Here is a 25377-nt window from a genome sequence, read left to right as displayed (position 1 = left end):
AAAGATTCAGGGCGAAAAGGAGCTGAAAAGGAATGAAATCAGGAATTCATCCAAATTATAAAAAAGCAATGGTGAAATGTGCTTGCGGTAACGAGTTTGAAACAGGTTCTGTTCAACAAGAAATTCGTGTTGAAACTTGTTCTGAGTGCCATCCATTCTATACTGGCCGTCAAAAATTCGCTGAAGCTGGCGGACGTGTTGACCGCTTCAACAAGAAATATGGCCTTAAATCACAACAACAATAATCAATCATTAAACAGGCAGAACCTTTGCCTGTTTTTTATTTCAAATTTATCTAATTCATGGAAATTTATATAGATCGTTTACATAGATTCAATCGAGTTCATAGTGTGGGCATTCAGTAAAAAGGTAAAACTCTTTTTTGCTGAAGTTAGAACATTGTGACAATGATTTGAATCGTATGTATCATGGAAGGAGAGGCCTGTACATGTATGTAGTAAATCATCATCACGGCTGGGTAGAAGTAGTGTGCGGAAGCATGTTTTCTGGGAAATCGGAGGAGTTAATTCGCCGTGTTCGTAGAGCCGAATATGCAAAACAAAAAGTGGCTGTCTTTAAGCCGAAAATTGATAACCGCTATAGCAATGATGCTGTCGTCTCTCATAATGGTACATCATTCAATGCCGTTCCAATTGCTCACTCAATGGACATTTTTAAGCATATTGAATCAGACGAGGACGTTATTGCGATCGATGAGGTTCAATTTTTTGATTCAGAAATACTTAACGTCATTCAGCATTTAGCAGATAGTGGCCATCGTGTCATTGCCGCTGGTCTTGACCAAGATTTCCGTGGCGAGCCATTCGGTCAAATGCCAAATGTCATGGCGATTGCTGAATCTGTGACAAAGCTTCAAGCAGTATGTACGGTTTGTGGTTCGCCGGCTAGCCGTACACAGCGTTTGATTAACGGGAACCCAGCTTCCTATGACGATCCGGTTATTTTAGTTGGAGCATCCGAAGCATATGAAGCTCGCTGTCGTCACCATCATGAAGTCCCAAAGTCCCCAAACGTGATTGAAAAGGATATTACTTCTCAATCAGTCTAATAAGGGATTTTTATAAAGAAAGGAAACTTGCCGTTGCTTGCGATGGGCGAGTTTCTTTATTATGAAGGCTCTTTTTATACGCAAACATTGCTGCTAGTTAGTCATAGATAGGAGATAAAGCCCTATTTATTACTCGTTTAATTAGGAGCAAGTAAGCGAAAAGTGCCGCGTAAAAATAATCTGTGTTCTAAAACCTCGTTTGAGGGGTAAATGTCGGCTTTTTTGCGGAGAAAAAAATTAGGACATTTACGAAAAAACCACCATCATTACGAAAACAGCGATTATGAAGTTAATCTCCAATCGATACATGCAGGCTTTGGAAATAACTTCTTCCTCGCAATTTCTAAAATTGGGCATTCTAAAAAGAGATGAAATTAGGATGTAAGGATGTGAGGTTAATGAGAAAACTTTCTTTACTCGTATTTCTTTTCGTTTTAACAGCTTGTGATGGAGCTCTCCAAGATGAACTTGTGGAGGACAAGAATCCAACAGGTACGAATGTAACCAATCGTGAACTTCCTGGAAGAACGATGTCCGACCAAAACCCTAATTTAATCAATACAGGCTCTGAACGAAATCAAAACACAGATACAGAGCATGCTAAAAAGGTGATTTCAGATACCGGTGAATTCAAGCCAGATTCTGTTTGGATTAATGGGAACGATATGTGGGTTACTGCTCACACGGACAAGGACCTTACTGCAAAGGAAAAACTAGCTGCTCAGGCTAGGCTCCATAAACTTTTAATCGGAGCCCTTCCAAGTTATGATATTGAAGTAAAGGTAAATGAAGATTGAACATGCTCAATATGGGCATGTTTTTTTCGGATTGGTTTTGACGAGGTTTTGCCACTATACTATAATTAGAATGTTATAGCTATTTTCAGTCGATTTCATCATGGAAATTGATTCATTTATATGCAATGTACGCCAAACCCATAAAAGGGAATTAAACCTGAGGTGAAACACATGTTTGATCGTTTACAAGCGGTGGAAGACCGTTATGAGAAATTAAATGAACTATTAAGTGATCCGGAAATTGTTAATGATCCAAAGAAATTACGTGAGTATTCGAAGGAACAATCCGATATACAAGAAACCGTAGATACTTACCGTGAATATAAAGAGGTACGTAGCCAATTTCAGGATGCAAAAGCAATGCTTGAGGAAAAGCTAGATGCTGAAATGCGTGAGATGGTAAAAGAGGAGATTGGTGAACTCGAAGAAAGAGTGGAAGATCTTCAGGCGCGCTTAAAGCTTCTTCTTATTCCAAAGGATCCGAATGATGATAAGAATGTAATTATGGAAATTCGCGGAGCTGCAGGGGGAGATGAGGCTGCCCTTTTTGCAGGTGACCTTTACCGTATGTATAGCCGCTTTGCAGAATCTCAAGGCTGGAAAACGGAAGTTATTGAATCCAGCTCCACTGGTGTCGGTGGATTAAAGGAAATTATTTTTATGATAAATGGTAATGGTGCTTATTCAAAACTTAAGTTTGAAAATGGTGCCCACCGTGTACAACGCGTCCCTGAGACAGAATCAGGCGGACGTATTCATACTTCTACGGCAACGGTTGTTGTTTTACCAGAAGCAGAAGATGTAGAAGTGGAAATTCATGATAAAGATATTCGCTTTGACACGTATGCTTCTTCTGGTGCTGGTGGACAAAGTGTTAACACGACGATGTCAGCCGTACGTTTAACACATATCCCAACAGGCATCGTTGTTACATGTCAGGATGAAAAATCTCAGCATAAAAACCGTGACAAGGCGATGAAGGTATTGCGTGCTCGTGTATATGATAAATTCCAACAAGAAGCGCAAGCCGAATATGATCAAAATCGTAAATCGGCTGTCGGTACTGGAGATCGCTCAGAGCGAATTCGCACATACAACTTCCCGCAAAATCGTGTGACGGACCACAGAATCGGCTTAACGATTCAAAAGCTTGACCAGATTCTTCAAGGGAAATTGGATGAAATCATTGATGCGTTAATTTTAGAAGAGCAATCTGCGAAGCTGGAAAGTGCTTCAGATGTGTAAAAAAGTGTACGAAGCCCTTAAGTGGGCTTCTTCTTTTTTGACGGAGCGTGGTCGAGACGAAAATGCGGGAGAATTATTACTTCGCCACTATTTAGGAATTAGTAGAGCGAAGTTGTTTGCCAGCTTCCATGATGAACTACCTTTAGAAGTATGGGAAGCGTATGAAAAGGCAGTTTATTTACATGGCGAAGGTGAGCCTGTGCAATATATCATTGGATATGAGGAATTCTATGGCCGTCCATTTGCGGTCAATAAAGAAGTTCTTATCCCTAGACCTGAAACAGAAGAGCTCGTCTATCATGCTTTGCAACGGATTGAAAAAATGTTTGGGGATAAGCTTGTGTCCCTTGTCGATATCGGCACAGGAAGCGGAGCGATTGCGGTATCGATGAAGATCGAAAGGCCAAGCTTACAGGTGACAGCAACAGATATTGCGCAAGAATCCCTTGAGGTAGCGAAAGGAAATGCGGCTACACATGGAGCAGACATTTCATTTATCGAGGGAGATTTACTTGCGCCCTTTATAGAAAAGGGACAAAAATTTGATGTGCTTTTATCCAATCCACCGTATATTCCTGAAGGTGATCGGGAAACGATGTCGGTAGTGGTAACAGAACATGAGCCCGACCGCGCCCTCTTTGCTGGTGATGATGGATTAGTGCTATACCGTCGTTTCATGGAGCAACTTCCACATGTCATGAATGAAAAAGCCATCATTGCTTTTGAGGTTGGTGCTGGTCAAGGGGAATTGGTAGCACAATTATTGAGAGACACGTTTCCACAGGCAAGCGTCGAAATCATCAATGACATCAATGGCAAGGACCGGATGGTATTTGCTGAAATATGACTATATGGGGCTCTTTTATGAGTCCTTTTTGGCGTTTGATCGATATAATCGGATTTAGACCGAAAAAAACAAATTAGACCGATAAATTCCGAAATAGACCGATATCCAAAAAAACTAGCAAAAAAATAAATTTACTAGTTTAAGATTCTCACCTCCTGTCCACAATGAGTGGTGAAGGGGTGGTCAAACATGAAAACAAAAACAATCGCAATGACTTACATACTAATTCTATCAATTGCAACAATTCTAAGTTTATATATACCAAAAAACGAAGTAACTGCGAATGATTTAGTCGTCATTCCAAATGAGGCAATTCGACTTCGAATTCTAGCAAATAGTGATCATGAACAAGACCAAGAGGTTAAAAGAAAAGTCCGTGATGCTATTAATACAGAAATTACAGAATGGGTCGAAGATTTAACGTCGGTAGAAGAGGCACGTCAATTAATCCAATCTCGAATTCCTGAAATTCAAACAATCGCTGAACATGTATTACGTGAAAATCAAAGTAAACATGAAGTAAAGGCGGAATATAATAAAAAAGTAGATTTCCCCACAAAGCTATATGGTGAATTTCTCTATCCAGCAGGTGAGTATGAGGCAATTCTTGTTACGATTGGAGAAGGTCAAGGGGCCAACTGGTGGTGCGTGCTCTTCCCACCGCTATGTTTTCTCGATTTTTCCAATAGTGTAGCGGTCAATGAAGGGGTAGATGAAGCGGAAGAAGAGGAAAAAGTGGAAGAAGTGGCAAAGGAAGACAAAGAAGATAAAGAAGAAGAGGAGGACCCTCTCTTCGTAGAAGACGAAGAAGAACAGGTGAAAGTGAAATTTTTCCTAGTCGAAATCTTTGAGAAAATTTTTGGGTAATCTTTTCCCACAAGCCTAGTAGTCTTATCATTTCGATAAGGCTACTTTTTCATTCTAGTAAAAAAGGTTCTATCTACAATTTATCCACATATTAATAGAGTAGATATTAATAAAAAGAGGTGTTTGTAGATGGAAACATTGGTACGCTGTGCACAAGTAGAAGATAAGGACAAGCTAGTTGCGTTTTTAAAGGAAGCAAATCTTGGTACGGATGGAGTAGAGGATTCGATCGATTGCTTTTTAATTTTGGAAGATGAGAATGAAAGAATTCAAGCGACACTTGGGATTGAGCCGTTAGGAAAGATAGGACTTCTACGTTCTTTAGCGATGACGCAAAGGACGGGAGAAAATGATTTGCTTCTCATACTTGAACAAATGCTCCAGTTGGCTCGTGAAAAAGAGTTCAACTCTTTATTTCTCGCAACAAATAAATCGTCATCCCTTTCATTGTTTTCTGTATTAGGCTTTGAGAAGGAAGAAAAGGAGAATTTGCCACAAGAATTATTTGCTTCTGAACATGTGAAATACATCATGAATGTGGATAACTCTGTTTTCATGGGTTTAAAACTTGAATAATGTGGATATATCCACAAAGTTATCCACTTTTTGAACATTTTTATACACAATTTGTGGATAAACCTTGAGATTCGTCTCCCCTTCTCTTATACTTTCTAACATGATAAAGTAGGAAAGTACCGTTTATATAGAGAGAAAACGAAGGTGGAAGGATATGGATACAAAATATATAGAAGTGGATAAAAATGTGGATAATCTGAACACATATCCACAAATTATAGATGCTGCGAAACGATTAAAACAAAATGAAGTTGTCGCTTTTCCGACAGAAACCGTGTATGGACTAGGTGGAAATGCAAAATCGGACGATGCGGTTCGCAAGATTTTTGAAGCAAAAGGGAGACCAAGTGATAATCCGCTAATCATTCATATAAGTGAGCTTGAGCAAATTCACGAATTTGTGGATGCAGTACCGGAAAAGGCAAGAACATTAATGAAGACATTTTGGCCAGGTCCACTGACGATTATTTTTCAAAAAAAAGAAGGAGTTCTTTCTGAGATTGCGACGGCTGGGTTATCCACAGTGGCGATTCGGATGCCAGAACATCCTGTGGCATTAGCGCTCATTCAAGCATCGGGACTGCCAATTGCAGCGCCAAGTGCGAATCGTTCTGGAAGACCAAGTCCGACAACTGCTGAGCATGTGTGGGAAGACTTAAATGGAAGAGTATCGGCCATTGTCGACGCTGGTCCGACGGGAATTGGAGTTGAATCGACTGTATTGGATTGTACAGGTGAGCTTCCACAAATTTTGCGACCGGGTGGAGTGACAAAAGAACAGATAGAAGCAGAAATTGGAATTGTGAAGGTCGATCCAGCATTAACAAATCAGGAAGAAGCACCGAAATCTCCCGGGATGAAATATACGCACTATGCCCCCGATGCCCCTCTTTTTCTAGTAAAAGGGGGCAGGGAATACATTCAGCAGCTCATCTCTGACAAAAAAAACGAAGGGTTTAGAGTGGGTGTTCTGACCACAGAGGAAAATCGGGCTTACTATACAAGTGATTTCGTTCAAGTGTGCGGGAGAAGGAGCCAGCTGGAAACAGTAGCAAGTGGGCTCTATGATGCCTTGAGAAGTTTTAACAAAGCGGATGTGGAGATTATTTTTAGTGAAGTTTTTGAAAATAAAGGTGTCGGTGTGGCGATTATGAATCGTCTTCTAAAGGCAGCTGGACATAAGGTTATCACAGAGGCATAAATATTACATTTTTGTTACAAAGAGACTTCTAGTTCTTGTCCCCCTATGGACATGCATATGCTAAAAATAGCAGATCCAAAGGGGGAGCATGAATGTCAGAATTTATCGGAGAAATGATTACACTAATGATCATGGCATTTGCTCTTGGGATGGATGCATTTTCCGTTGGTTTAGGTATGGGCATGATCCCAATCAGATTAAAACAGATCTTAAAAATTGGTATCACCATTGGCATTTTTCATGTACTAATGCCGTTATTGGGGATGGTAGCTGGACGTTTTCTATCAGAACAATTTGGGGAAATAGCAGCACTACTTGGTGGTGGGCTTTTGCTTCTTTTAGGTGTGCAAATGATTTGGTCAAGCTTTAAGGAAGAGGAAGAATCGCGGTTTGCACCTGTCGGATTAGGGCTTCTTCTTTTTGCTCTAGGCGTCAGTATTGACAGTTTCTCAGTCGGCCTCACCTTAGGGATTTATGGCGCAAAAACAGTTTTAGTGTTGATTTGTTTTGGAGTGGGAGCGTGCATCCTCACATGGCTCGGATTGCTCCTCGGCAGAAAAGTACAAGGGTGGTTAGGTACGTATAGCGAGGCCCTAGGTGGTGGGATCCTCCTTGCGTTCGGGATTAAGTTGCTGCTACTTTGATGGCAGCTTTTTTATTTACCTAATTTGATTAAAAGATATAATGAAAAAAATGAATGTACTAAATGATATCGTTTATCCTAGTGGTAAAAAAGGCTACAGCAATGGGAATATCTGTCTAATAGGACTATTGGAGGGGTTTTCTTGTCAAAAAAAATCTTCTTTTCTGATAAAAATGTCTTATAATGTAGAAAGAAGGGGGAACCAAGGTGACTCGCATACTATTTGTTTGTACGGGTAATACGTGTAGAAGCCCGATGGCAGAAGCAATTTTGAAAAGTGAAAAGATTCCTGGGCTGGAAGTGAAATCGGCTGGCGTATATGCAACAAATGGAGCTCCTGCTTCATTGCATGTGCAACAAATACTGGAAGAAGAAAAGATCGGTCATTCTCATCAATCGTCAATGTTGACTGAGGAAATGGTCGATTGGTCTACTTACATTTTAACAATGACAGAAGGCCATAAATACTCTGTTCTCTCCATGTTTCCAAATGCACAGGGAAAAGTATTTACTTTAAAAGAATTTGCAGGGCAAAAGATAAATAGTGATATTCATGATCCGTACGGCGGCTCCTTAGAAACATATAGAAAGACCTATACAGACATCCGTGAACATATAAACAAAATTATCGAGAAATTAGCAGTCTCGGAGATATTTAGGGAGGAAGAAGATGGCGGAAAAGAAGAAGAAGTATAAGTTTGGTTTGAGAAAGAAACTCGTCGTATTCATTACGTTGCTTGCCATTATCACATATACAACGAGTGCATTTTTCATTTACTTTTTATATCCAATGATCGCAGATATGTTACCTTTTAACGAATTTACTTTTACCATCATCACCTTAAGCTTAGGAATCATCTGGTCTGGGATACTCGCATTTTTAGCAGCTGGATTTATTGTTAAACCACTGCAAAAATTAGAAAAGGTTGCTTTAAAGGCAGCGCATGGCGATATTTCTGTCGATGTTGAGCTTTCAAAATCAGATGATGAAATTCGCGCACTTGGTGTGGCATTTAACCATATGCTTTTTAATTTAAAAGATATGGTTCAGAGAATTGAAGAAAACTTCCAGGCAACGAATGACAAAGTAATCTCAATTTCCCGAGAATCTTCATCTGCTGCTGAACAAGCGGAGGCAATCGCCAGAACGATTAGCGAAATTGCCATGGGAGCGGATAATTCGGCTGCATCAATTCAAACGACAGCGGAATCTGTGGAGGATGTCATCCGCATTGCTGAAGAAGTACAAGAAACAGCGAAAACATCGGGTGCCGTTTCGCGCGAATTGGTACAGGATCTTCATGAATCAAAAGATATCATTCATTCTTTAGTATCTGGCATTCAACGTCTAGCAAAAGAAAATGAAGGTTCCCTGCAAACTGTTAAACGATTAGAAGACAATGCAGCGAAAGTCGAACAAATTATCCAACTTGTTGGAGATATTGCGGCACAAACGAATTTATTAGCACTAAATGCTTCCATTGAGGCAGCACGGGCTGGGGAACATGGAAAAGGTTTTGCAGTCGTAGCGGAAGAGGTTCGTACTCTTGCAGATGAAAGTGGAAAAGCTGTACAAGGGATTTCCGAGCTCATTAAAAATATTCAAGAAGAAGTTCGAAATGTTGTTCAGCAAATTACAACTCAAGTAGAAGTAGCGAATGTGGAAGCTCAAAAAGGAACAAAAACGAATAATGTTATCGAAGAAATGACGCAAACAGTCAATGAAATGGCTGAGTCGGTTACAGCGATTACAGCGCTAGTTGATAGACAAATGGAAAGCATCGTCCACACTTCTACGCAATCACAGGAAGTGGCTGCGATTGCAGAAGAAACTTCTGCAGGTGCGCAAGAAGTGACCGTAGCAACAAATCACCAAGCAGAGGTCATTGAAAATGTTGAAAAGCTTGCCCTAGAATTAAAAGGCCAAGCCCATGAATTAAAAAATACGATTACGCGTTTTAAAATATAATTTTTGCAGACAGGCTCTCTATTTGAGGCCTGTTTTTTTAATGCAAAGGCGGATTCCGTTGTTAAAAATATCAGTTTGTGTCAAAATATAATCGAAATCAATTACGGAGAAACTGATTCGCTCATAGGAGGAATAAAGAGATGAAGGTTGCAATTGCGTCAGATCACGGTGGGATCAATATTCGTCAGGAATTGAAACAATTAATGGATGAGTTAGGTGTTCAATATGAAGATTTTGGTTGTGAATGCGAAACATCTGTTGACTATCCAGATTATGCATTGCCAGTAGCGAAAAAAGTAGCATCTGGTGAATTTGATCGAGGCATCTTAGTTTGTGGGACAGGAATTGGCATGAGCATTACAGCCAATAAGGTGAAAGGCATTCGCTGCGCATTAGTTCATGATGTATTTAGTGCGAAGGCAACCCGTGAACATAATAACAGTAACATTTTGGCGATGGGTGAGCGTGTCATCGGACCTGGCTTAGCTCGTGAAATTGCCAAAGTATGGCTATCAACAGATTATGAAGGTGGTCGTCATGAAACGAGAGTCGGCAAAATTTCAGCCTATGAGGAGCAACTTTAAACTTCCACAAGAGGAGGTCCAGACATGTCAATGGAATTGCCGCAATGGGAGCAACAATTAGAAACGATCTTGCAAGAATTTAACAAGCAAGTAACGTTCGAGAAAAATCAAGTTTTCGTTGTTGGGTGTAGCACCAGTGAAGTCATCGGTCAAAAAATAGGCACAGCTGGAACGACAGAAGTAGCGGAAATGATTTTTCGTCAATTAAAAAACTTTGCTGATGAAACCGGAATTGAGCTAGCTTTCCAATGCTGTGAACATTTAAATCGGGCGATTGTCGTGGAACATGCGACTGCATTAAGTCGAGGGCTAGAAGTGGTCACGGTTGTCCCTGTTCGCAATGCAGGTGGAGCAATGGCTACTTATGCGTACAATCATTTTGCCGATCCAGTCGTGGTCGAACATATTCGAGCGGACGCAGGTATCGACATTGGCGATACATTGATTGGCATGCATATCAAGCATGTGGCCGTGCCCGTCCGTGTCTCTCTTAAAACACTGGGAAATGCTAATATCACATTGGCGACAAGCCGTCCAAAGCTTATTGGTGGTGCCCGTGCGGTCTATGAAACAAATCCCGAAAATGAATCATGCTGACGATGAACAAATGGAATGAACGTATGCGTCTTAACGATCAAGAGAGCGGCTTTCGAAAAATAGCAGGAGAAATTCCGCTTATTAACTCAAAAAAATTAAAAACAAACACTTTTGCTCTTCGTAAGCGGAAAATTTCCCCTTATTTTCCCTGAAAAGGACTCCGTTGAGGGATATAACAGGAAAATCTCCGCTTAAGGGTGAGAGAAGTTTGGTGCATTTAAATAAGGTCTTAATTAGGCAACCGGAAGCTTTCTACATTTTGTAGGAGCTTTTTTATTTTTTAGTGTAACCTTAGTGGTAACGAAACGTGTTACTTATGGATTACTTTTAAAAGGGGAAAAAGCATGCGAAGTCGAAAAAATGAACTCGAAACTTTATACAGACAATATGCGAAACCCCTGTACTATTTTTTATTAAAAATGTCGGGCTCAAAAGAACTGGCGGAAGATTTAACGCAGGAGACTTTTGTACGGGCAACGATTTCCCTTTCTCAGTACAATCAAGAGGACGTTCGGGCTTGGCTTTTCAAAGTGGCGAGAAATGTTTATATAGATGAATGGCGAAAGCGGGAACGAAGACGGAAGATTCCTTTTGCAGAGCTTTTCTCCAAGGAGCGTGAGATGCTAAGTCCGTATGGTTTACCAGAGGAAGAGGCGCTGAAGATAGAAGAAAAAGAGGACTTGCAGACGCTTCTAAACTTTTTACCAGAACAATATCGCACGACTTTGTATTTACGAGAATATGAGTCTTTTAGCTATAAAGAAATTGCCGAGGCACTCGATTTAACAGAGAGCCAGGTGAAGGTTGCGATTCATCGTGCCCGAAAGAAATTAGCCCAATTGGCAAAAAAACAACACTGGGGGGAAGACCATGAATGAGTGGAATAAAGATAAGGAGAAGAAAATTTTATTAAAATATCGCTTTACGTTAACACTGAAAATTTTCCGCGTATTGCTTGCATTTTTTTTCCTGTATGTGATCTACATGATCGTTGTCTCAATTAGTTATGATTCCCTTCATTTGGATAGGAAACATAGCTATTATAGTAAAGTCGCCCTCGAGTGGACAAATCCAAATATTAATGGAGAAACAGGTGGATTTGTAAATAGCGAGATTACCCCATTTCTGACGCAAAAGATCTCTTATCCTGTGTTCAAAACTGTAGGAAAAAAAGAAAAACAAATAGGTGAGATGAAAATTCGTAAGTCCCTTCTATTTTCCACTCATCAGCTCGAGAATATCACCCTCCCAGAAGACAACCGTTTTTATTTTTCCTTGCCAGAACACCCGAAAACAGGGGAAAAATTAGAGGCGAACGCCGATCCGAGCGTTTGGGATACGTTAGATAAGCTTCATGAAGGAACAGTAGGGGAGCTTGCCTTTTCAACGACCGAATTTATGACAGATGAAGAACTTATTGATTTGTTAAAACCGTATGATATTGATATTTTATGGGCTCCACTTAATACGGGTGAATTCACAGTCTTTCAACCAGGAGGATGGGGTGGAGGTGGAAACGAAATTTCGATTATGCGTCCCTTTGGTCTGACAGGTGGAAGACAAATTGATGCTGATTATTTATCGGAAGGACAAATAGCTGTTATTTCAGAGGAATATTTAAAAGAAAGTGAAAACATGATGCTAACCAATATGAAAAATCTTCTTGATAAAGAATCAAAGAGATATTATGAAAGTTTTTTAGGACTCGATTATCTCAAAGAACGTTACGATTATGTGCAAGAAAATGGATTTATCGTCTATGGGGCGGTTGTGACTGGTCCGGTGAAAGAGTTACTAAAGCTGCAGGATATTCCCAAAATACGAGGGGAAAAGCTAGGAGAACTCGATTATTGGAATTGGAAGGAATAACGAACGTTTTTAAATACGGAACACAAAAACATTCGGATTTTATTTATGAATCATCTTGCGTAATTTTCGTTTAGCGATTAAAATGGGAAGCATGTGGCAGGAGAAATCATACATATGAGGGGGATTATGATGAAGCATTTAGCACAGCAAGATGAGCAAGTATTTCAAGCAATTCAAAAAGAATTAGGTCGACAACGCACAAAAATCGAACTTATTGCATCTGAAAACTTTGTAAGTGAAGCAGTAATGGAAGCACAAGGTTCTGTATTAACGAACAAGTATGCAGAAGGATACCCTGGCAGACGTTATTACGGTGGCTGTGAATATGTGGATATCGCTGAGGATTTAGCTCGTGATCGGGCAAAGCAAATTTTCGGTGCAGAGCATGTTAATGTTCAACCTCACTCAGGTGCTCAAGCAAATATGGCAGTTTATTTTACCATTCTTGAACAAGGCGACACGGTATTAGGGATGAATCTTTCCCACGGTGGTCATTTAACACACGGAAGCCCTGTTAACTTTTCGGGTGTGCAGTATAATTTTGTTGAGTATGGTGTAGACGAAGTTTCCCACACGATCAATTATGACGATGTTTTAGAAAAAGCACGTACACATAAGCCAAAGCTAATCGTTGCTGGTGCAAGTGCTTACCCACGTGTGATCGACTTCAAGCGTTTTAGAGAAATCGCAGATGAAGTGGGTGCGTACTTAATGGTCGATATGGCTCATATTGCAGGACTTGTCGCTGCGGGCCTCCATCCAAATCCAGTACCATATGCTGATTTTGTAACAACAACGACTCATAAAACTCTTCGCGGCCCACGTGGTGGCATGATTCTTTGTAAAGAAGAATTCGCGAAGAAAATTGATAAATCGATTTTCCCTGGAATTCAAGGTGGACCACTTATGCACGTCATTGCGGCTAAAGCGGTCGCATTTGGTGAAGCACTGCAAGATTCCTTTAAAGAATATGCAGCCAATATTATCGAGAACGCTAAGCATTTAGCCGAAGCACTCCAAAGTCAAGGTCTAAACCTCGTTTCAGGGGGTACGGACAACCACCTTCTCTTAGTAGATGTTCGCTCACTTAACCTTACTGGAAAAGTGGCGGAGAAGGTCCTTGATGAGGTTGGAATTACCGTTAATAAAAATACGATTCCATACGATCCAGAAAGTCCGTTTGTCACTAGCGGAGTTCGTATCGGAACAGCTGCAGTCACTTCTCGTGGATTTGGCAAAGCGGAAATGGAAGAAATTGCGTCCATTATCACGTTTACATTGAAAAATCATGAAGATGAAGCGAAGCTTGAAGAAGCAAAACAACGTGTTGAAGCTCTAACAAGCCGATTCCCGCTTTATCAAGAACAATAATATCGGAAGGTGAGATTCTTTAAAAGGAGTCTCACCTTTTTTACGCTTTTAAGTGTCTGAAGCACACCTTATTTTGCAGTTGCCCTTATGTAGAATCGAAGTTGGAATTAATTTTTCATCATCTTCCTTTACGATTGTCGAAAGAAAATGACTTTTGTCTAACAATTTCTAATTGGAGTTGATTGTGTATTTCTTTTTCTGTAAAATTAGACGAAGTGTGAATAGAAAAGGAGAGTGTAGCAATGGCTAAAGTATACGTTTTTGATCACCCATTAATTCAACACAAACTTACATACATCCGTGAAAAAGACACAGGAACAAAGGAATTTCGTGAATTAGTCGATGAAGTGGCAACATTAATGGCTTTTGAAATCACAAGAGATATGCCTTTAGAAGAAATTGAAATTCAAACACCGGTAAGCACTACGAAATCAAAGGTATTGGCAGGGAAAAAAATTGGTGTCATTCCGATTTTACGTGCCGGAATTGGAATGGTGGATGGCATACTTAAGCTGATTCCAGCAGCAAAAGTAGGTCATATCGGACTTTATCGCGATCCAAAAACGTTAATGCCAGTCGAATACTACGTCAAGCTTCCTAGCGATGTTGAAGAAAGAGACTTCATCGTTGTTGATCCGATGCTTGCAACAGGCGGCTCAGCTATCGAAGCAATTAACTCTTTGAAAAAGCGCGGCGGAAAAAATATTAAATTCATGTGCTTAATTGCCGCTCCAGAAGGAGTTGAAGCAGTTAAAGAAGCACATCCAGATGTGGATATCTATATTGCTGCATTAGATGAAAAGCTCAATGAAAAAGGCTACATCGTTCCAGGCTTAGGTGATGCAGGAGACCGTCTATTTGGTACAAAGTAAGACTGCAAAGGAAAGTGAGTGTGCATGATGAACAAACCGATTAAGGTAATGACGATTTTTGGGACAAGACCTGAAGCGATTAAAATGGCTCCATTGGTTTTAGAATTACAAAAATACCCGGAACACTTTGAATCGATCGTGACGGTAACCGCTCAGCATCGTCAAATGCTCGATCAAGTCCTTACGATCTTTGGTATTACGCCTGACTATGACTTAAATATCATGAAGGATCGCCAAACATTAGTAGATGTCACAACTCGTGGTCTTGAAGGCCTAGATAAAGTCATGAAAGAGGTTAAGCCGGATATCGTTCTCGTCCATGGCGATACGACAACGACCTTTATTGCAAGCTTAGCTGCCTTTTACAATCAAATTGTCGTTGGTCATGTTGAGGCCGGTTTAAGAACATGGAATAAGTATTCTCCTTTTCCAGAAGAAATGAACCGTCAGTTAACAGGCGTCATGGCGGACCTTCATTTTTCGCCGACATCCAAATCTGCGGAAAATTTACGCATGGAAAACAAGCAAGAAGAGAGCATTTTTGTAACGGGAAATACAGCGATCGACGCTTTAAAGACTACGGTCAAAGAAGAGTATGAGCATGAGGTCCTTTCAAACCTTGGTGATGACCGACTTATTCTTTTGACGGCCCATCGCCGCGAAAATTTAGGTGAACCGATGCGCAATATGTTCCGTGCTGTAAAACGTATCGTCGATGAGCAAAAAGATGTTCAAGTGGTGTACCCGGTGCATTTAAACCCGGTTGTTCGCGAACTTGCAGCAGAGATTTTAGGAGATGACCCACGCATTCGCTTAATCGAGCCGCTAGATGTCATCGACTTCCATAATGTCGCTGCCCGTGCCCATCTCATTTTGACAGATTCAGGTGGGGTGCAAGAAGAAGCGCCATCACTAGGCGTTCCCGTTTTAGTTTTGCGTGATACAACGGAAAGACCAGAAGGAATTGAAGCAGGGACATTGAAGTTAGCAGGCGTTGACGAAGAAACAATCTACTCCCTTGCCACCGAGCTTCTAACCGATGACGCCGCCTATGAAAAAATGGCAAAGGCAACAAACCCATACGGCGACGGCGAAGCATCTCGTCGAATCTGCGAAGCCATTCTCTACTATTTCGACAAAAGCAACGACCGCCCGAAAACCTATAGTCCATTGGAAAAGTAACGCACCTTCTTTTTGAAGGTGTGTTTTTTTTGGGGGGGGGGACCCGGACTTGGGCGGCGATGGTGGTGGCCCGGGCGGTTTGTAGGTTCTGACCCGTGTTTCGTACAAGATCCGCAATAACCATTAAATTACCCGCAATTATGGTCAGAACTCCCGCAATTAATCGTAGGTTACCCGCAATCCAGCTTGAAACACCCGCAATTCAGGCTAAATCCCCCGCAATCCTTCATAATAGACAGTCAACATTTACTCCTAATTCGCAAATTGTTCACAGTTCCGTGGCAGGAGAACAGCAATAACAAGAGAATTTCACTATTAAATCTAAAATAAGGAGTGAAAAACCTATTATGATATTAAAAGAAAGAGATATTCCCTTTAGGATTATGCAAAATGATGCGCTGCTTAGGAGGTTACCTGAAGGACATCCCGAAATACAAGCTATTATGGATGATCAAGCAAAGCGAAAAGCTGGGTTACGCGGCGAACAAAATGTATCCTATCATCTTACGTTTCTACCTGATAAGTATGATATAATCCACGATATTCGCCTCAAAACCAAATATGGTCAAACGTTTCAGATTGATAGTCTAGTCGTATCGCCTTACTTTTTCCTCAGTTTAGAAACGAAGAATATGATTGGAACCTTATATTTTGAAAAATATTCCAAACAATTTACGAGGACCATTAATGAAGTTGAAGAGGGCTTTCCAAATCCGATCATCCAAGCAGAAAGGCATCAGATACAATTGAAAAAATGGATTCTCGAACGCAAACTCCCGATTCTCCCAATCGAATGCTACGCAGTTATCAGCAACCCCGCAACGCTAATCAAATCCAATGAAGAAAAAATCTACCAAAAAGTTTTCCATGCCGAACATCTGCCTTCCAAAGTAAAAACATTTGAAGATCAGTATAAGCAATCAATTTGTGAAAAAGATTATAAACGTCTAACGAAGACAATAATTAAAGGTCATACTCCATTAAAGCAGGATGTTTTTGAAATCTATAACCTGCAAAAATCGGAGATAAGAGATGGTGTCCAATGCCCGAAATGTCACTCCATTCCCATGAGTTATCATTTTGGAACTTGGGAATGTCTTAAGTGTCATTCTTCTTCAAAAACTGCTTATAAAAAAGCGGTGGAAGATTACTTATATTTGTTTGGAGAAACCATTACCAATCAGCAGTGTCGAAACTTTCTTCATCTACCGTCCAGACATGTAGTCCGTGAACTTCTATTAAGAATGAAACTAAAACAATCCGGAAAGACGAAAAATGCGAACTACCATTGGTGAATTCCATACCACCAAATAGTAGTAATTGATTTTCTCAGTATGTTGCAGATCCGCAATAACCATTAAATTACCCGCAATTATGGTCAGAACTCCCGCAATTAATCGTAGGTTACCCGCAATCCAGCTTGAAACACCCGCAATCCAGGCCAAATCCCCCGCAATCAAACGAACAGGCCACCTAAAAAACGCCAACCTAGCCACGAAAACCCAATCTCTCATGCATACTCCACACTCATTCAGAACAATCTAGTGAAAAAAGAGGGTGTTTTCATGAAAAAAATAGTTCTACTTCTACTAATTCTCCTTTTCCCCATAACGTCGACAACAAACGCACAAAATCTCCAGCACCCTCCGATTCCAAAGGAGTCAGCACAAACAGAAAGAGTAGCAATTGTCACCGTTCCAGAAGAAATGACGGAGAAAGATATTCGCAACATCATCCGACAGCATCCTGATCTAGAATTAAGACGTATTTTTAAACATGCTCTCAACGGCTTCTCTGCAAAAGGAACACTAGAGTCGCTAGAAAAGCTGGCCGAATCAAACAAAGTCGATCTAGTTTCTCCTGTCAAAACATATAAAGCCCAACTGGAGAATATTGATATTATTGGGGGACAAATCGTTCGAGGGGTGTTCGACCATAATAACAAGAGACTGACAGGAAAAGGAATAACCGTCGGAGTCATTGATACGGGCATGGATTATCATCACCCTGACCTGAGCAGGAGTTATAAGAGTGGTCATGATCTCGTCGATGAAGACGATGATCCGATGGAATCAGAAAGCGCAGATGGACCTATGACCCTTCATGGCACACATGTAGCGGGAATTATCGCGGCCAATGGAAGAATTAATGGAGTAGCGCCGGATGCGCAAGTTATCGCCTATCGAGCGCTCGGTCCGGGAGGCTCAGGAACGACTGAGCAAGTATTAGCTGCTGTTGAAGAAGCGATTAAAGACAAGGTGGATGTACTCAATCTATCGCTTGGAAATGAAATTAATGGCCCTGATTTGCCGATTAGTCTCGCTTTGAATAAAGCGGCAGAAAAAGGCATTGTCCCGGTGACATCGTCTGGGAATGCTGGTCCCAATATGTGGACGGTCGGATCTCCAGGAACTGCCGCCAAAGCTATCTCAGTTGGAGCTTCTACGCCCCCGCTAAAAATTCCCTATTTAGAAGTAGATGGACTTACTGGCAAAATCAGACTTGAACCGATGCAAGGAGCGCAAGAATGGAAACTCAATCGTTCTTATCCATTAGCCTTTGGGGGATTAGGGAAGAGCGAGGAGTTAACATCAGTAAAAGGTAAGATCGCTCTCATTGAAAGAGGTGAGATCACTTTTACAGAGAAAGCTTATAATGCTTATCAAGCTGGAGCGGTGGCCGTTATTATCTATAATCATATTAATGGGAGTTTTATTGGGAATCTGGAAAGTGAAGTAGACATTCCTGTTACGGCGATATCAAAAAAAGATGGCCAAAAGTTAAAAAAGCTTACTCAAAAAGGAGCTTATGCAAAGACCAATCTAATAGAAGAAAAAGATTTAATCGCAGACTTTAGTTCCCGTGGTCCTGTTACTTCAACATGGGAAATTAAGCCAGATGTAGTAGCGCCTGGAGTAGCGATCACGAGTACCATTCCAGGTGGTTATTTAGCATTGCAAGGAACAAGCATGGCAGCCCCTCATGTAGCCGGGGCGAGTGCCATCATGAAACAAGCACATCCAGATTGGAGCCCGGACCAAATTAAGGCAGCGCTTATGAACACGGCCAAACCGCTCACGAATCCACAAGGAAAACCGTATCGAACGTATGAACAAGGGGCTGGAAGAATTCAACTCGATCAAGCAGTTAAAACACAATCCCTTGTCATTCCTGCATCCTTACAAATTGGTAAATTCAAATTAGCAGAAAAACAGCATGAGCATACGAAATATGTAACCATTGAAAATGTGAGTGACAAAAATCTTAACTATTCTTTTACAATTCCGAAGAATGAACCAGGAATCGAATGGAATCTCCCGCTTTCTTTTACCCTTAAACCGAAGGAGAAGAAGAAAGTAGAAATTAAAATGATGGTCGATCCAAAATTGTTTAAGAAAAAAATCCATGATGGCCACCTAGAATTACGTGCAGGAACTCAACAAATTCAAATTCCTTATTTGTACGTATTGGAAGAACCGGATTATCCACGTGTAATGGGTTTTGACTTTGGTGTTGGGGATAAGAAAGGGACTTATCAATATGAAGTATATTTACCAGGTGGAGCGGAAGAGTTTGGCATTGCCTTATTTGACCCAGACACGTATCAATTCATAGGTTTTTTAGATGCAAAAAGAAAGGTAGGAAGAGGGCTGTTAAAGGTGGAATTAAAAACGGAAGAATTACCAGAAAATGGTTTATATCTTGCGCAAGTGTTTGCGAAAAAATTAGGACAGGAAGATATGATTGAAACCGCTCTTTTTATTGAAAAATGATAGATGGAACAAGGGAAAAAAAGAATGCAAGATGGTACCAAAAATAATTATGAAAATTTTGTGAACGTGTATAAATTTGGTAGTTGAATGTGTGATTTTTTTCCCTCTAAACACATTGACATTGAATAGTCCCTATTGTATGCTAACAAAGGGTATAATTGGTAAGGTTTTCAGCATGTTCATAGAAAAAACTTTTTACCCTTTTTTTGAATCAATATGAAGTCACCAAACAGCCTTCCTACCGTTCTCTTTATAATAGAGAGGATGCGTTATTATGAAACAAAATAATCGCCACCCGTTTCAAGCTTTTGGCTTAATGTCCGCGATTCTTTCTCAATTAGTCGGTTCTGTGTTGATTGGCATCTTTCTTGGAAGATGGCTAGACGGTCAATTTCGTACCGAGCCACTTTTCTTAATTATTGGATTATTAATAGGGTTAGCGGCAGGTGTATACGCTATGCTACGATTAATCCAACATTTCTTTTCAGGAGAATAATCAAAGATGCCAGAAATAAAAACAATCTATCGTCGACAACAGAGATACATATTTTTTTTGTTAGCCATATACGTACTTGGCTGGGGCTTCACTTCATATCAAACTATTTTTTTAGGTTTAATACTTGGAACTGCATTAGGGCTTTTTAATATGTGGTTATTGGCAAAAAGGATGGACAAGTTTGGGGATGCCGTCATTAGAGGTGAGAAGGTTCGCTCCCTTGGGATGGTTTCTCGAATGGCTACCGCTGTTTTGGCAGTAATGATATCTGTCAAATATTCTGATATTTTCCATCTGTATAGTGTGATTTTGGGATTAATGACGCCATATTTTGTCATTATGATAGAATTTCTTAAGCAAGCGATTCATTCACGTAATTAACGGAGAAGAGAGGTGAATACTGTGCATCATGAAAATCCATTGTATGACATAGAATTATTCGGTGGTATAACGATTACCTTTAACATGGCAAACGTCCTTATGATAACGGTTGCCAGCGCTATCGTGTTTTTAATCGCTGTTCTTTCTACTAGAAGATTAGCCATGAAACCAACGGGAATGCAAAACTTTTTCGAGTGGGTCATGGATTTTGTAAAAAATATCATTAATAGCACGATGGATTGGAAAGATGGTGGACGGTTCCATGTATTAGGAATCACGATCATTATGTATATCTTTGTATCAAATATGTTGGGATTGCCATTCTCGATTGTTTACGACCACACATTATGGTGGAAATCACCAACCGCTGATCCGGTTGTTACATTAACATTAGCAACATTAGTGGTAGGTCTCTCTCATTATTATGGGGTTAAACTCAAGGGCTTCTCATCATATGGAAAAGAGTTTTTCAAACCATTTTGGTTTATGTTTCCGATTAAGATTATTGAAGAGTTTGCCAACACATTAACTCTTGGTCTTCGTCTCTACGGAAATATTTATGCAGGGGAAATCCTACTAACATTGTTAGCTGGAAGTCTTGCTACAAATTTTGCTGGCACATTAGCCGCAATTGTTCCAATGTTAGCTTGGCAAGGATTCTCAGTCTTTGTCGGCGCAATCCAAGCATTCATTTTCTGTATGTTAACAATGGTTTATCTCGCTCATAAAGTGAGTTCAGACCATTAATATAAACACTGTTCATTCTATGAACAAAATATAAATACAAATTTTTCAACATTTTAAGGAGGAACTTTATAATGGGTCTTATAGCAGCAGCAATCGCAATCGGTTTGGCAGCACTAGGTGCTGGTATTGGTAACGGTCTTATCGTATCACGTACAGTTGAGGGGATCGCTCGTCAACCAGAAGCACGTGGTATGCTTCAAACTACTATGTTCATCGGGGTTGCATTAGTTGAGGCGATTCCTATCATCGCGGTTGTTATCGCGTTCATGGTAATCGGTGGTTAATTAGTAAATATGTTTAAAATGGCGAAGATCTTTTAATGAGTAGCTTCGCCATTCCTTTATGTCAATTTTCTCGATTTTTTATCACATACAACGACTTATTGAACTGAACGACTCTTGAAGGGAGTGAACCTGAGGGTGTTTACATTAACAAGTAGTATAGCTCTAGGCGCTGCGACTAAATTTAATAGCGGGGATATTGCATTCCAGCTTATCATGTTCTTAATCTTATTAGCACTACTAAAGAAGTTTGCATGGGGTCCATTAATGGGCATCATGAAACAACGTGAAGATCATATTGCTAATGAAATAAATTCTGCTGAACAAAGTCGTACTGAAGCGAAGAAAATATTAGAAGAACAGCGCAATCTTTTGAAGGAAGCGCGTACAGAAGCACAAGGCTTAATTGAAAATGCGAAAAAGCAAGGGGATCTCCAGCGTGAAGAAATTATCACATTGGCCCGTACTGAAGCTGATCGCATGAAAGAATCAGCTAAGCTTGAAATTGAACAACAGAAAGAACAAGCTGTTACAGCCATTCGCGAGCAAGTCGCTTCTTTATCTGTATTAATTGCTTCTAAAGTAATTGAAAAAGAACTGTCTGTTGAAGATCAAGAAAAGCTGATCAATGAATACATTCAAGAAGGCGGGAGATAAAGATGAGTAGCTCAAGTGTAGCAAAACGCTATGCAACAGCTCTTTTCCAGCTTTCCAAAGAACATCAACTTCTTGACCAGATGGAAGCAGAGCTTCGTGTAGTAAAAGAGGTAGTAGTAGAAAATGCCGACTTACAAGCTGTGTTAAAATCTCCTAAGCTTCCAATTGAAAAGAAGAAAGAGATTTTAAACGGTGCATTTTCAAAGTTAAATACATTTGTGTTAAATACACTCATGCTATTAGTCGAACGCCATCGTGAAGATGATATCGCACAAGTAGCTGATGAATTCATTCAATTGGCAAATGAACAAAGAGGGATTGCTGAAGCAACAGTTTACACGACACGTCCTTTAACAGATAGTGAACGTGCATCTTTATCTTTAACTTTTGCAAAAAAAGTAGGCAAATCTTCTCTGAATATCACTAATATGGTGGATTCTAATCTACTAGGTGGAGTCAAAATCCGCATTGGTAATCGTATTTTTGATGGCAGCTTAAGCGGGAAACTTGAGCGCTTAGAACGCAAACTTTTAGGTTAATAGCCTAAGGGAATTGAACGGTAATTGCGTCAATGGACGCATTCTATTCGTAGATAGGGGTGAAACTCATGAGCATCAATGCTGAAGAAATTAGTGCGCTGATAAAAAAGCAAATTGAAAACTATCAGTCGGAAATTCAAGTGAGTGATGTAGGTACGGTTATCACAGTCGGTGACGGTATCGCTCGTGCTCATGGCCTCGACAATGTCATGGCTGGAGAGCTTCTTGAATTTTCAAATGGCGTTATGGGTATGGCGCAAAACCTTGAAGAAAATAACGTCGGTATCATCATTTTAGGACCTTTTACTGAAATCCGTGAAGGGGACGAAGTTCGTCGTACAGGCCGGATCATGGAGGTTCCTGTAGGTGAAGAATTAATTGGTCGTGTCGTAAATCCACTTGGTCAACCAGTGGATGGAATGGGACCAATTAATACAACAAAATCTCGCCCAATTGAAAGCCCAGCTTTCGGTGTAATGGATCGTAAATCTGTACACGAGCCGCTTCAAACGGGAATTAAAGCGATTGACGCACTTGTGCCAATCGGACGTGGACAACGTGAGTTAATCATCGGTGACCGTCAAACTGGTAAAACATCTGTTGCAGTAGATACAATCTTGAACCAAAAAGATCAAGATATGATCTGTATCTATGTAGCAATCGGACAAAAAGAATCAACAGTTCGTGGACTTGTTGAAACGTTACGTAAAAATGGTGCAATGGAGTATTCCATTGTTGTGACTGCTGCTGCATCTCAACCAGCTCCATTACTATACCTAGCTCCTTATGCTGGGGTTTCTATGGCGGAAGAGTTCATGCTTCAAGGAAAACACGTATTAGTGGTATATGATGACTTAACAAAGCAAGCATCTGCATACCGTGAGCTTTCCTTATTATTACGCCGTCCTCCAGGTCGTGAGGCATATCCAGGGGATGTATTCTACTTACACAGTCGTTTACTAGAGCGTGCTGCTAAGCTTAGTGATGCAAAGGGTGCTGGTTCAATCACAGCTTTACCATTCATCGAAACGCAAGCTGGTGACGTTTCTGCATATATCCCAACAAACGTTATCTCCATCACGGATGGGCAAATTTTCTTACAATCTGATCTATTTTTCTCTGGCGTACGTCCAGCGATTAACCCAGGTCTTTCTGTATCACGTGTTGGTGGTTCAGCACAAATTAAGGCGATGAAAAAGGTATCTGGTACATTACGTCTAGACCTTGCATCATACCGTGAACTTGAAGCATTTGCTCAATTCGGATCAGACTTAGATAAAGCAACGCAAGCGAAATTAAATCGTGGTGCACGTACAGTAGAGGTTCTGAAGCAGGATCTAAACAAACCACTAAAAGTAGAAAAGCAAGTTGCGATTCTATATGCGTTAACTCGTGGTTTCTTAGATGATATTCCATTACAGGATATTCGTCGTTTCGAATCTGAATTCCTTTCATGGTTAGACCACAATCACAAGAATGTGTTAGACCATATTGCTACTACGAAAGAGCTTCCAACTGATGAAGAAATGGCGGCAGCGATTAACGAATTCAAGAAATCTTTCGCAGTTTCTGAGTAATATCGTCTAAAAAGGAAAATGGAGCACCTTATAAAGGTGCTTTAAACCGGACAATCTTGATAAGGTGGTGAGAGGTAAGTGGCATCATTACGCGATATAAAAAATAAAATCACTTCTACTAAGAAAACTAGCCAAATCACAAAAGCGATGGAAATGGTTGCAGCATCTAACTTTAGCCGTGCTGAAAATAATGCGAAATCATTTGGGCCTTATATGGAGAAAATCCAAGAGGTTACAGCTTCCGTTGCACTTGGTAGCAGTGATGCATCCCATCCAATGCTGATCAAGCGTCCTGTTAAGAAAACGGCATACTTAGTTATTACGGCTGAGCGTGGACTTGCAGGTGCGTTCAACAGTAACGTGTTACGCGCAGCATTAAATGCAATTCAAAAGAACCACCAATCAAAGGATGAGTATGTAATCATCGCTCTTGGTAAAGTAGGACGTGAATTTTTCCGAAAGCGCGATATGAATATTGCCCTTGATTTAACAGCAATCGCCGATCAACCATCATTTGCCGAGGTCAAAGATACGGTAAATAAAACGATTGGCATGTACGCTGACGGTGCGTTTGATGAATTGTACATGTACTACAATCATTTTGTCAGTGCGATTCAAAACGATGTTGTCGAGAAGAAACTTCTTCCGCTCACTGATATTGCTACTTCTAAAAAGCCAATGTCCTATGAATTTGAGCCATCCGCAGAGGAGATATTAGATGTCCTTCTCCCTCAATATGCAGAGAGCCTCATTTTCGGAGCGCTTTTAGATAGTAAGGCCGGAGAGCACGCAGCTCGTATGACAGCAATGAAAAATGCAACCGATAATGCAAAAGAGCTTATTGATTCATATAGTCTAGTTTACAACCGCGCAAGACAGGCAGCCATCACACAAGAAATTACCGAAATCGTGGGTGGAGCTGCAGCGTTGGAATAAAAAATGTCTAGCTAGAGGTGTCTAGCTTCAGGCGCTATCGGCTCGCAGGTCTACAGCCAATCCGTCTTGAAGGTTAAAGAACAACCTTCCAGTCGGCTCGTCTTATGCTTGTCGGGGATAAACGAGCGCCTTCAGCATTTCAAATAGTCTAGCTGCGACGCCTACCCCCTCGCAGGTCTACAGCCAATCCGTCAAGGAGATTAAAGAACAATCTCCATGCCGGCTTGTCTTATGCTTGTCGGGGGTGGACGAGGCGTCTCCGCTTTTCATTTAGTCTAGCTTCAGGCGCTATCCCCTCGCA

General features: G+C 40.6%; 28 protein-coding genes. All 28 read left to right on the top strand.

Annotated features, from left to right (window positions below; genetic code table 11):
* Nucleotides 1-32: 32 nt before the first annotated feature.
* The 28 genes from rpmE to atpG all read left to right on the top strand — a co-directional run bounded on the left by rpmE (nucleotide 33) and on the right by atpG (nucleotide 25076).
* Entirely contained in the window at nucleotides 33-245 is a 213-nt protein-coding gene (gene rpmE / locus BMSHG_RS08320) for a 50S ribosomal protein L31 (RefSeq protein ID WP_019153984.1), read from the top strand.
* A gap of 203 nt (nucleotides 246-448) precedes the next feature.
* Nucleotides 449-1069: a thymidine kinase gene (locus BMSHG_RS08315; RefSeq protein ID WP_019153983.1), complete on the top strand. Its 621-nt coding sequence runs from the start codon at nucleotides 449-451 to the stop codon at nucleotides 1067-1069.
* 398 nt (nucleotides 1070-1467) lie between these two features.
* Nucleotides 1468-1866, top strand: a complete 399-nt coding sequence (locus BMSHG_RS25965; RefSeq protein WP_019153982.1) for a hypothetical protein — start codon at nucleotides 1468-1470, stop codon at nucleotides 1864-1866.
* Between the two features lie 171 nt (nucleotides 1867-2037).
* On the top strand, nucleotides 2038-3111 hold the full coding sequence (gene prfA, locus BMSHG_RS08305; protein WP_019153981.1) for a peptide chain release factor 1: 1074 nt from the start codon (nucleotides 2038-2040) through the stop codon (nucleotides 3109-3111).
* On the top strand, nucleotides 3104-3958 hold the full coding sequence (gene prmC / locus BMSHG_RS08300) for a peptide chain release factor N(5)-glutamine methyltransferase (RefSeq protein ID WP_019153980.1): 855 nt from the start codon (nucleotides 3104-3106) through the stop codon (nucleotides 3956-3958). The genes prfA and prmC overlap by 8 nt, the downstream gene beginning before the upstream one ends.
* Nucleotides 3959-4147: 189 nt before the next feature.
* Entirely contained in the window at nucleotides 4148-4825 is a 678-nt protein-coding gene (gene spoIIR / locus BMSHG_RS08295) for a stage II sporulation protein R (protein WP_019153979.1), read from the top strand.
* 129 nt (nucleotides 4826-4954) lie between these two features.
* Complete coding sequence (locus tag BMSHG_RS08290; RefSeq protein WP_019153978.1) at nucleotides 4955-5401, top strand: GNAT family N-acetyltransferase; 447 nt, start codon at nucleotides 4955-4957, stop codon at nucleotides 5399-5401.
* A gap of 154 nt (nucleotides 5402-5555) precedes the next feature.
* A complete protein-coding gene (locus BMSHG_RS08285; protein WP_019153977.1) occupies nucleotides 5556-6602 on the top strand; it encodes an L-threonylcarbamoyladenylate synthase in 1047 nt (348 codons plus the stop codon).
* A gap of 92 nt (nucleotides 6603-6694) precedes the next feature.
* Entirely contained in the window at nucleotides 6695-7246 is a 552-nt protein-coding gene (locus BMSHG_RS08280) for a manganese efflux pump MntP (RefSeq protein WP_019153976.1), read from the top strand.
* Nucleotides 7247-7452: 206 nt separating this feature from the next.
* Entirely contained in the window at nucleotides 7453-7941 is a 489-nt protein-coding gene (locus tag BMSHG_RS08275; protein WP_019153975.1) for a low molecular weight protein arginine phosphatase, read from the top strand.
* Nucleotides 7916-9214 (top strand): methyl-accepting chemotaxis protein, encoded by a 1299-nt coding sequence (locus BMSHG_RS08270; protein WP_019153974.1) that lies wholly within the window; start codon nucleotides 7916-7918, stop codon nucleotides 9212-9214. Before BMSHG_RS08275 ends, BMSHG_RS08270 begins: the two co-directional genes overlap by 26 nt.
* Nucleotides 9215-9354: 140 nt before the next feature.
* Nucleotides 9355-9798, top strand: a complete 444-nt coding sequence (rpiB, locus tag BMSHG_RS08265; protein WP_019153973.1) for a ribose 5-phosphate isomerase B — start codon at nucleotides 9355-9357, stop codon at nucleotides 9796-9798.
* A 24-nt stretch (nucleotides 9799-9822) separates the two neighbouring features.
* Entirely contained in the window at nucleotides 9823-10395 is a 573-nt protein-coding gene (locus BMSHG_RS08260; RefSeq protein WP_019153972.1) for a TIGR01440 family protein, read from the top strand.
* 344 nt (nucleotides 10396-10739) lie between these two features.
* Nucleotides 10740-11273, top strand: a complete 534-nt coding sequence (locus BMSHG_RS08255) for a sigma-70 family RNA polymerase sigma factor (RefSeq protein WP_019153971.1) — start codon at nucleotides 10740-10742, stop codon at nucleotides 11271-11273.
* A complete protein-coding gene (locus BMSHG_RS08250) occupies nucleotides 11266-12264 on the top strand; it encodes an anti-sigma factor (RefSeq protein WP_019153970.1) in 999 nt (332 codons plus the stop codon). Before BMSHG_RS08255 ends, BMSHG_RS08250 begins: the two co-directional genes overlap by 8 nt.
* A 129-nt stretch (nucleotides 12265-12393) precedes the next feature.
* Nucleotides 12394-13635, top strand: coding sequence for a serine hydroxymethyltransferase (gene glyA / locus BMSHG_RS08245; RefSeq protein WP_019153969.1), 1242 nt, complete (start codon nucleotides 12394-12396; stop codon nucleotides 13633-13635).
* 242 nt (nucleotides 13636-13877) lie between these two features.
* Nucleotides 13878-14507: a uracil phosphoribosyltransferase gene (gene upp / locus BMSHG_RS08240; protein ID WP_019153968.1), complete on the top strand. Its 630-nt coding sequence runs from the start codon at nucleotides 13878-13880 to the stop codon at nucleotides 14505-14507.
* Between the two features lie 27 nt (nucleotides 14508-14534).
* A complete protein-coding gene (wecB, locus tag BMSHG_RS08235) occupies nucleotides 14535-15689 on the top strand; it encodes a non-hydrolyzing UDP-N-acetylglucosamine 2-epimerase (protein WP_026073373.1) in 1155 nt (384 codons plus the stop codon).
* 347 nt (nucleotides 15690-16036) lie between these two features.
* Nucleotides 16037-16984: a nuclease-related domain-containing protein gene (locus tag BMSHG_RS08230; RefSeq protein ID WP_019153966.1), complete on the top strand. Its 948-nt coding sequence runs from the start codon at nucleotides 16037-16039 to the stop codon at nucleotides 16982-16984.
* 270 nt (nucleotides 16985-17254) lie between these two features.
* The gene (locus BMSHG_RS08220; RefSeq protein WP_019153965.1) at nucleotides 17255-19462 is read left to right on the top strand and encodes a S8 family serine peptidase; all 2208 of its coding nucleotides are present in this window, start codon (nucleotides 17255-17257) and stop codon (nucleotides 19460-19462) included.
* A gap of 274 nt (nucleotides 19463-19736) precedes the next feature.
* Nucleotides 19737-19958 (top strand): AtpZ/AtpI family protein, encoded by a 222-nt coding sequence (locus BMSHG_RS08215; RefSeq protein WP_019153964.1) that lies wholly within the window; start codon nucleotides 19737-19739, stop codon nucleotides 19956-19958.
* Between the two features lie 6 nt (nucleotides 19959-19964).
* Nucleotides 19965-20339 (top strand): ATP synthase subunit I, encoded by a 375-nt coding sequence (locus BMSHG_RS08210; protein WP_019153963.1) that lies wholly within the window; start codon nucleotides 19965-19967, stop codon nucleotides 20337-20339.
* Between the two features lie 21 nt (nucleotides 20340-20360).
* Entirely contained in the window at nucleotides 20361-21086 is a 726-nt protein-coding gene (gene atpB / locus BMSHG_RS08205) for a F0F1 ATP synthase subunit A (protein ID WP_019153962.1), read from the top strand.
* A 71-nt stretch (nucleotides 21087-21157) separates the two neighbouring features.
* A complete protein-coding gene (gene atpE / locus BMSHG_RS08200) occupies nucleotides 21158-21370 on the top strand; it encodes a F0F1 ATP synthase subunit C (protein WP_019153961.1) in 213 nt (70 codons plus the stop codon).
* A gap of 135 nt (nucleotides 21371-21505) precedes the next feature.
* Entirely contained in the window at nucleotides 21506-22024 is a 519-nt protein-coding gene (gene atpF / locus BMSHG_RS08195) for a F0F1 ATP synthase subunit B (RefSeq protein ID WP_019153960.1), read from the top strand.
* Nucleotides 22025-22026: 2 nt separating this feature from the next.
* Nucleotides 22027-22563 (top strand): F0F1 ATP synthase subunit delta, encoded by a 537-nt coding sequence (locus BMSHG_RS08190; RefSeq protein ID WP_019153959.1) that lies wholly within the window; start codon nucleotides 22027-22029, stop codon nucleotides 22561-22563.
* Between the two features lie 68 nt (nucleotides 22564-22631).
* Nucleotides 22632-24140, top strand: coding sequence for a F0F1 ATP synthase subunit alpha (atpA, locus tag BMSHG_RS08185; RefSeq protein WP_019153958.1), 1509 nt, complete (start codon nucleotides 22632-22634; stop codon nucleotides 24138-24140).
* A 78-nt stretch (nucleotides 24141-24218) separates the two neighbouring features.
* Nucleotides 24219-25076: an ATP synthase F1 subunit gamma gene (gene atpG, locus BMSHG_RS08180; protein ID WP_019153957.1), complete on the top strand. Its 858-nt coding sequence runs from the start codon at nucleotides 24219-24221 to the stop codon at nucleotides 25074-25076.
* The last annotated feature ends 301 nt before the right edge of the window (nucleotides 25077-25377 follow it).

It is taken from the genome of Robertmurraya massiliosenegalensis JC6 (genome assembly GCF_000311725.1).
GTDB lineage: Bacteria > Bacillota > Bacilli > Bacillales > Cytobacillaceae > Robertmurraya > Robertmurraya massiliosenegalensis.
Note: the sequence above shows the minus strand (reverse complement) of the source record. Positions and strands in the feature narration are given on the sequence as shown.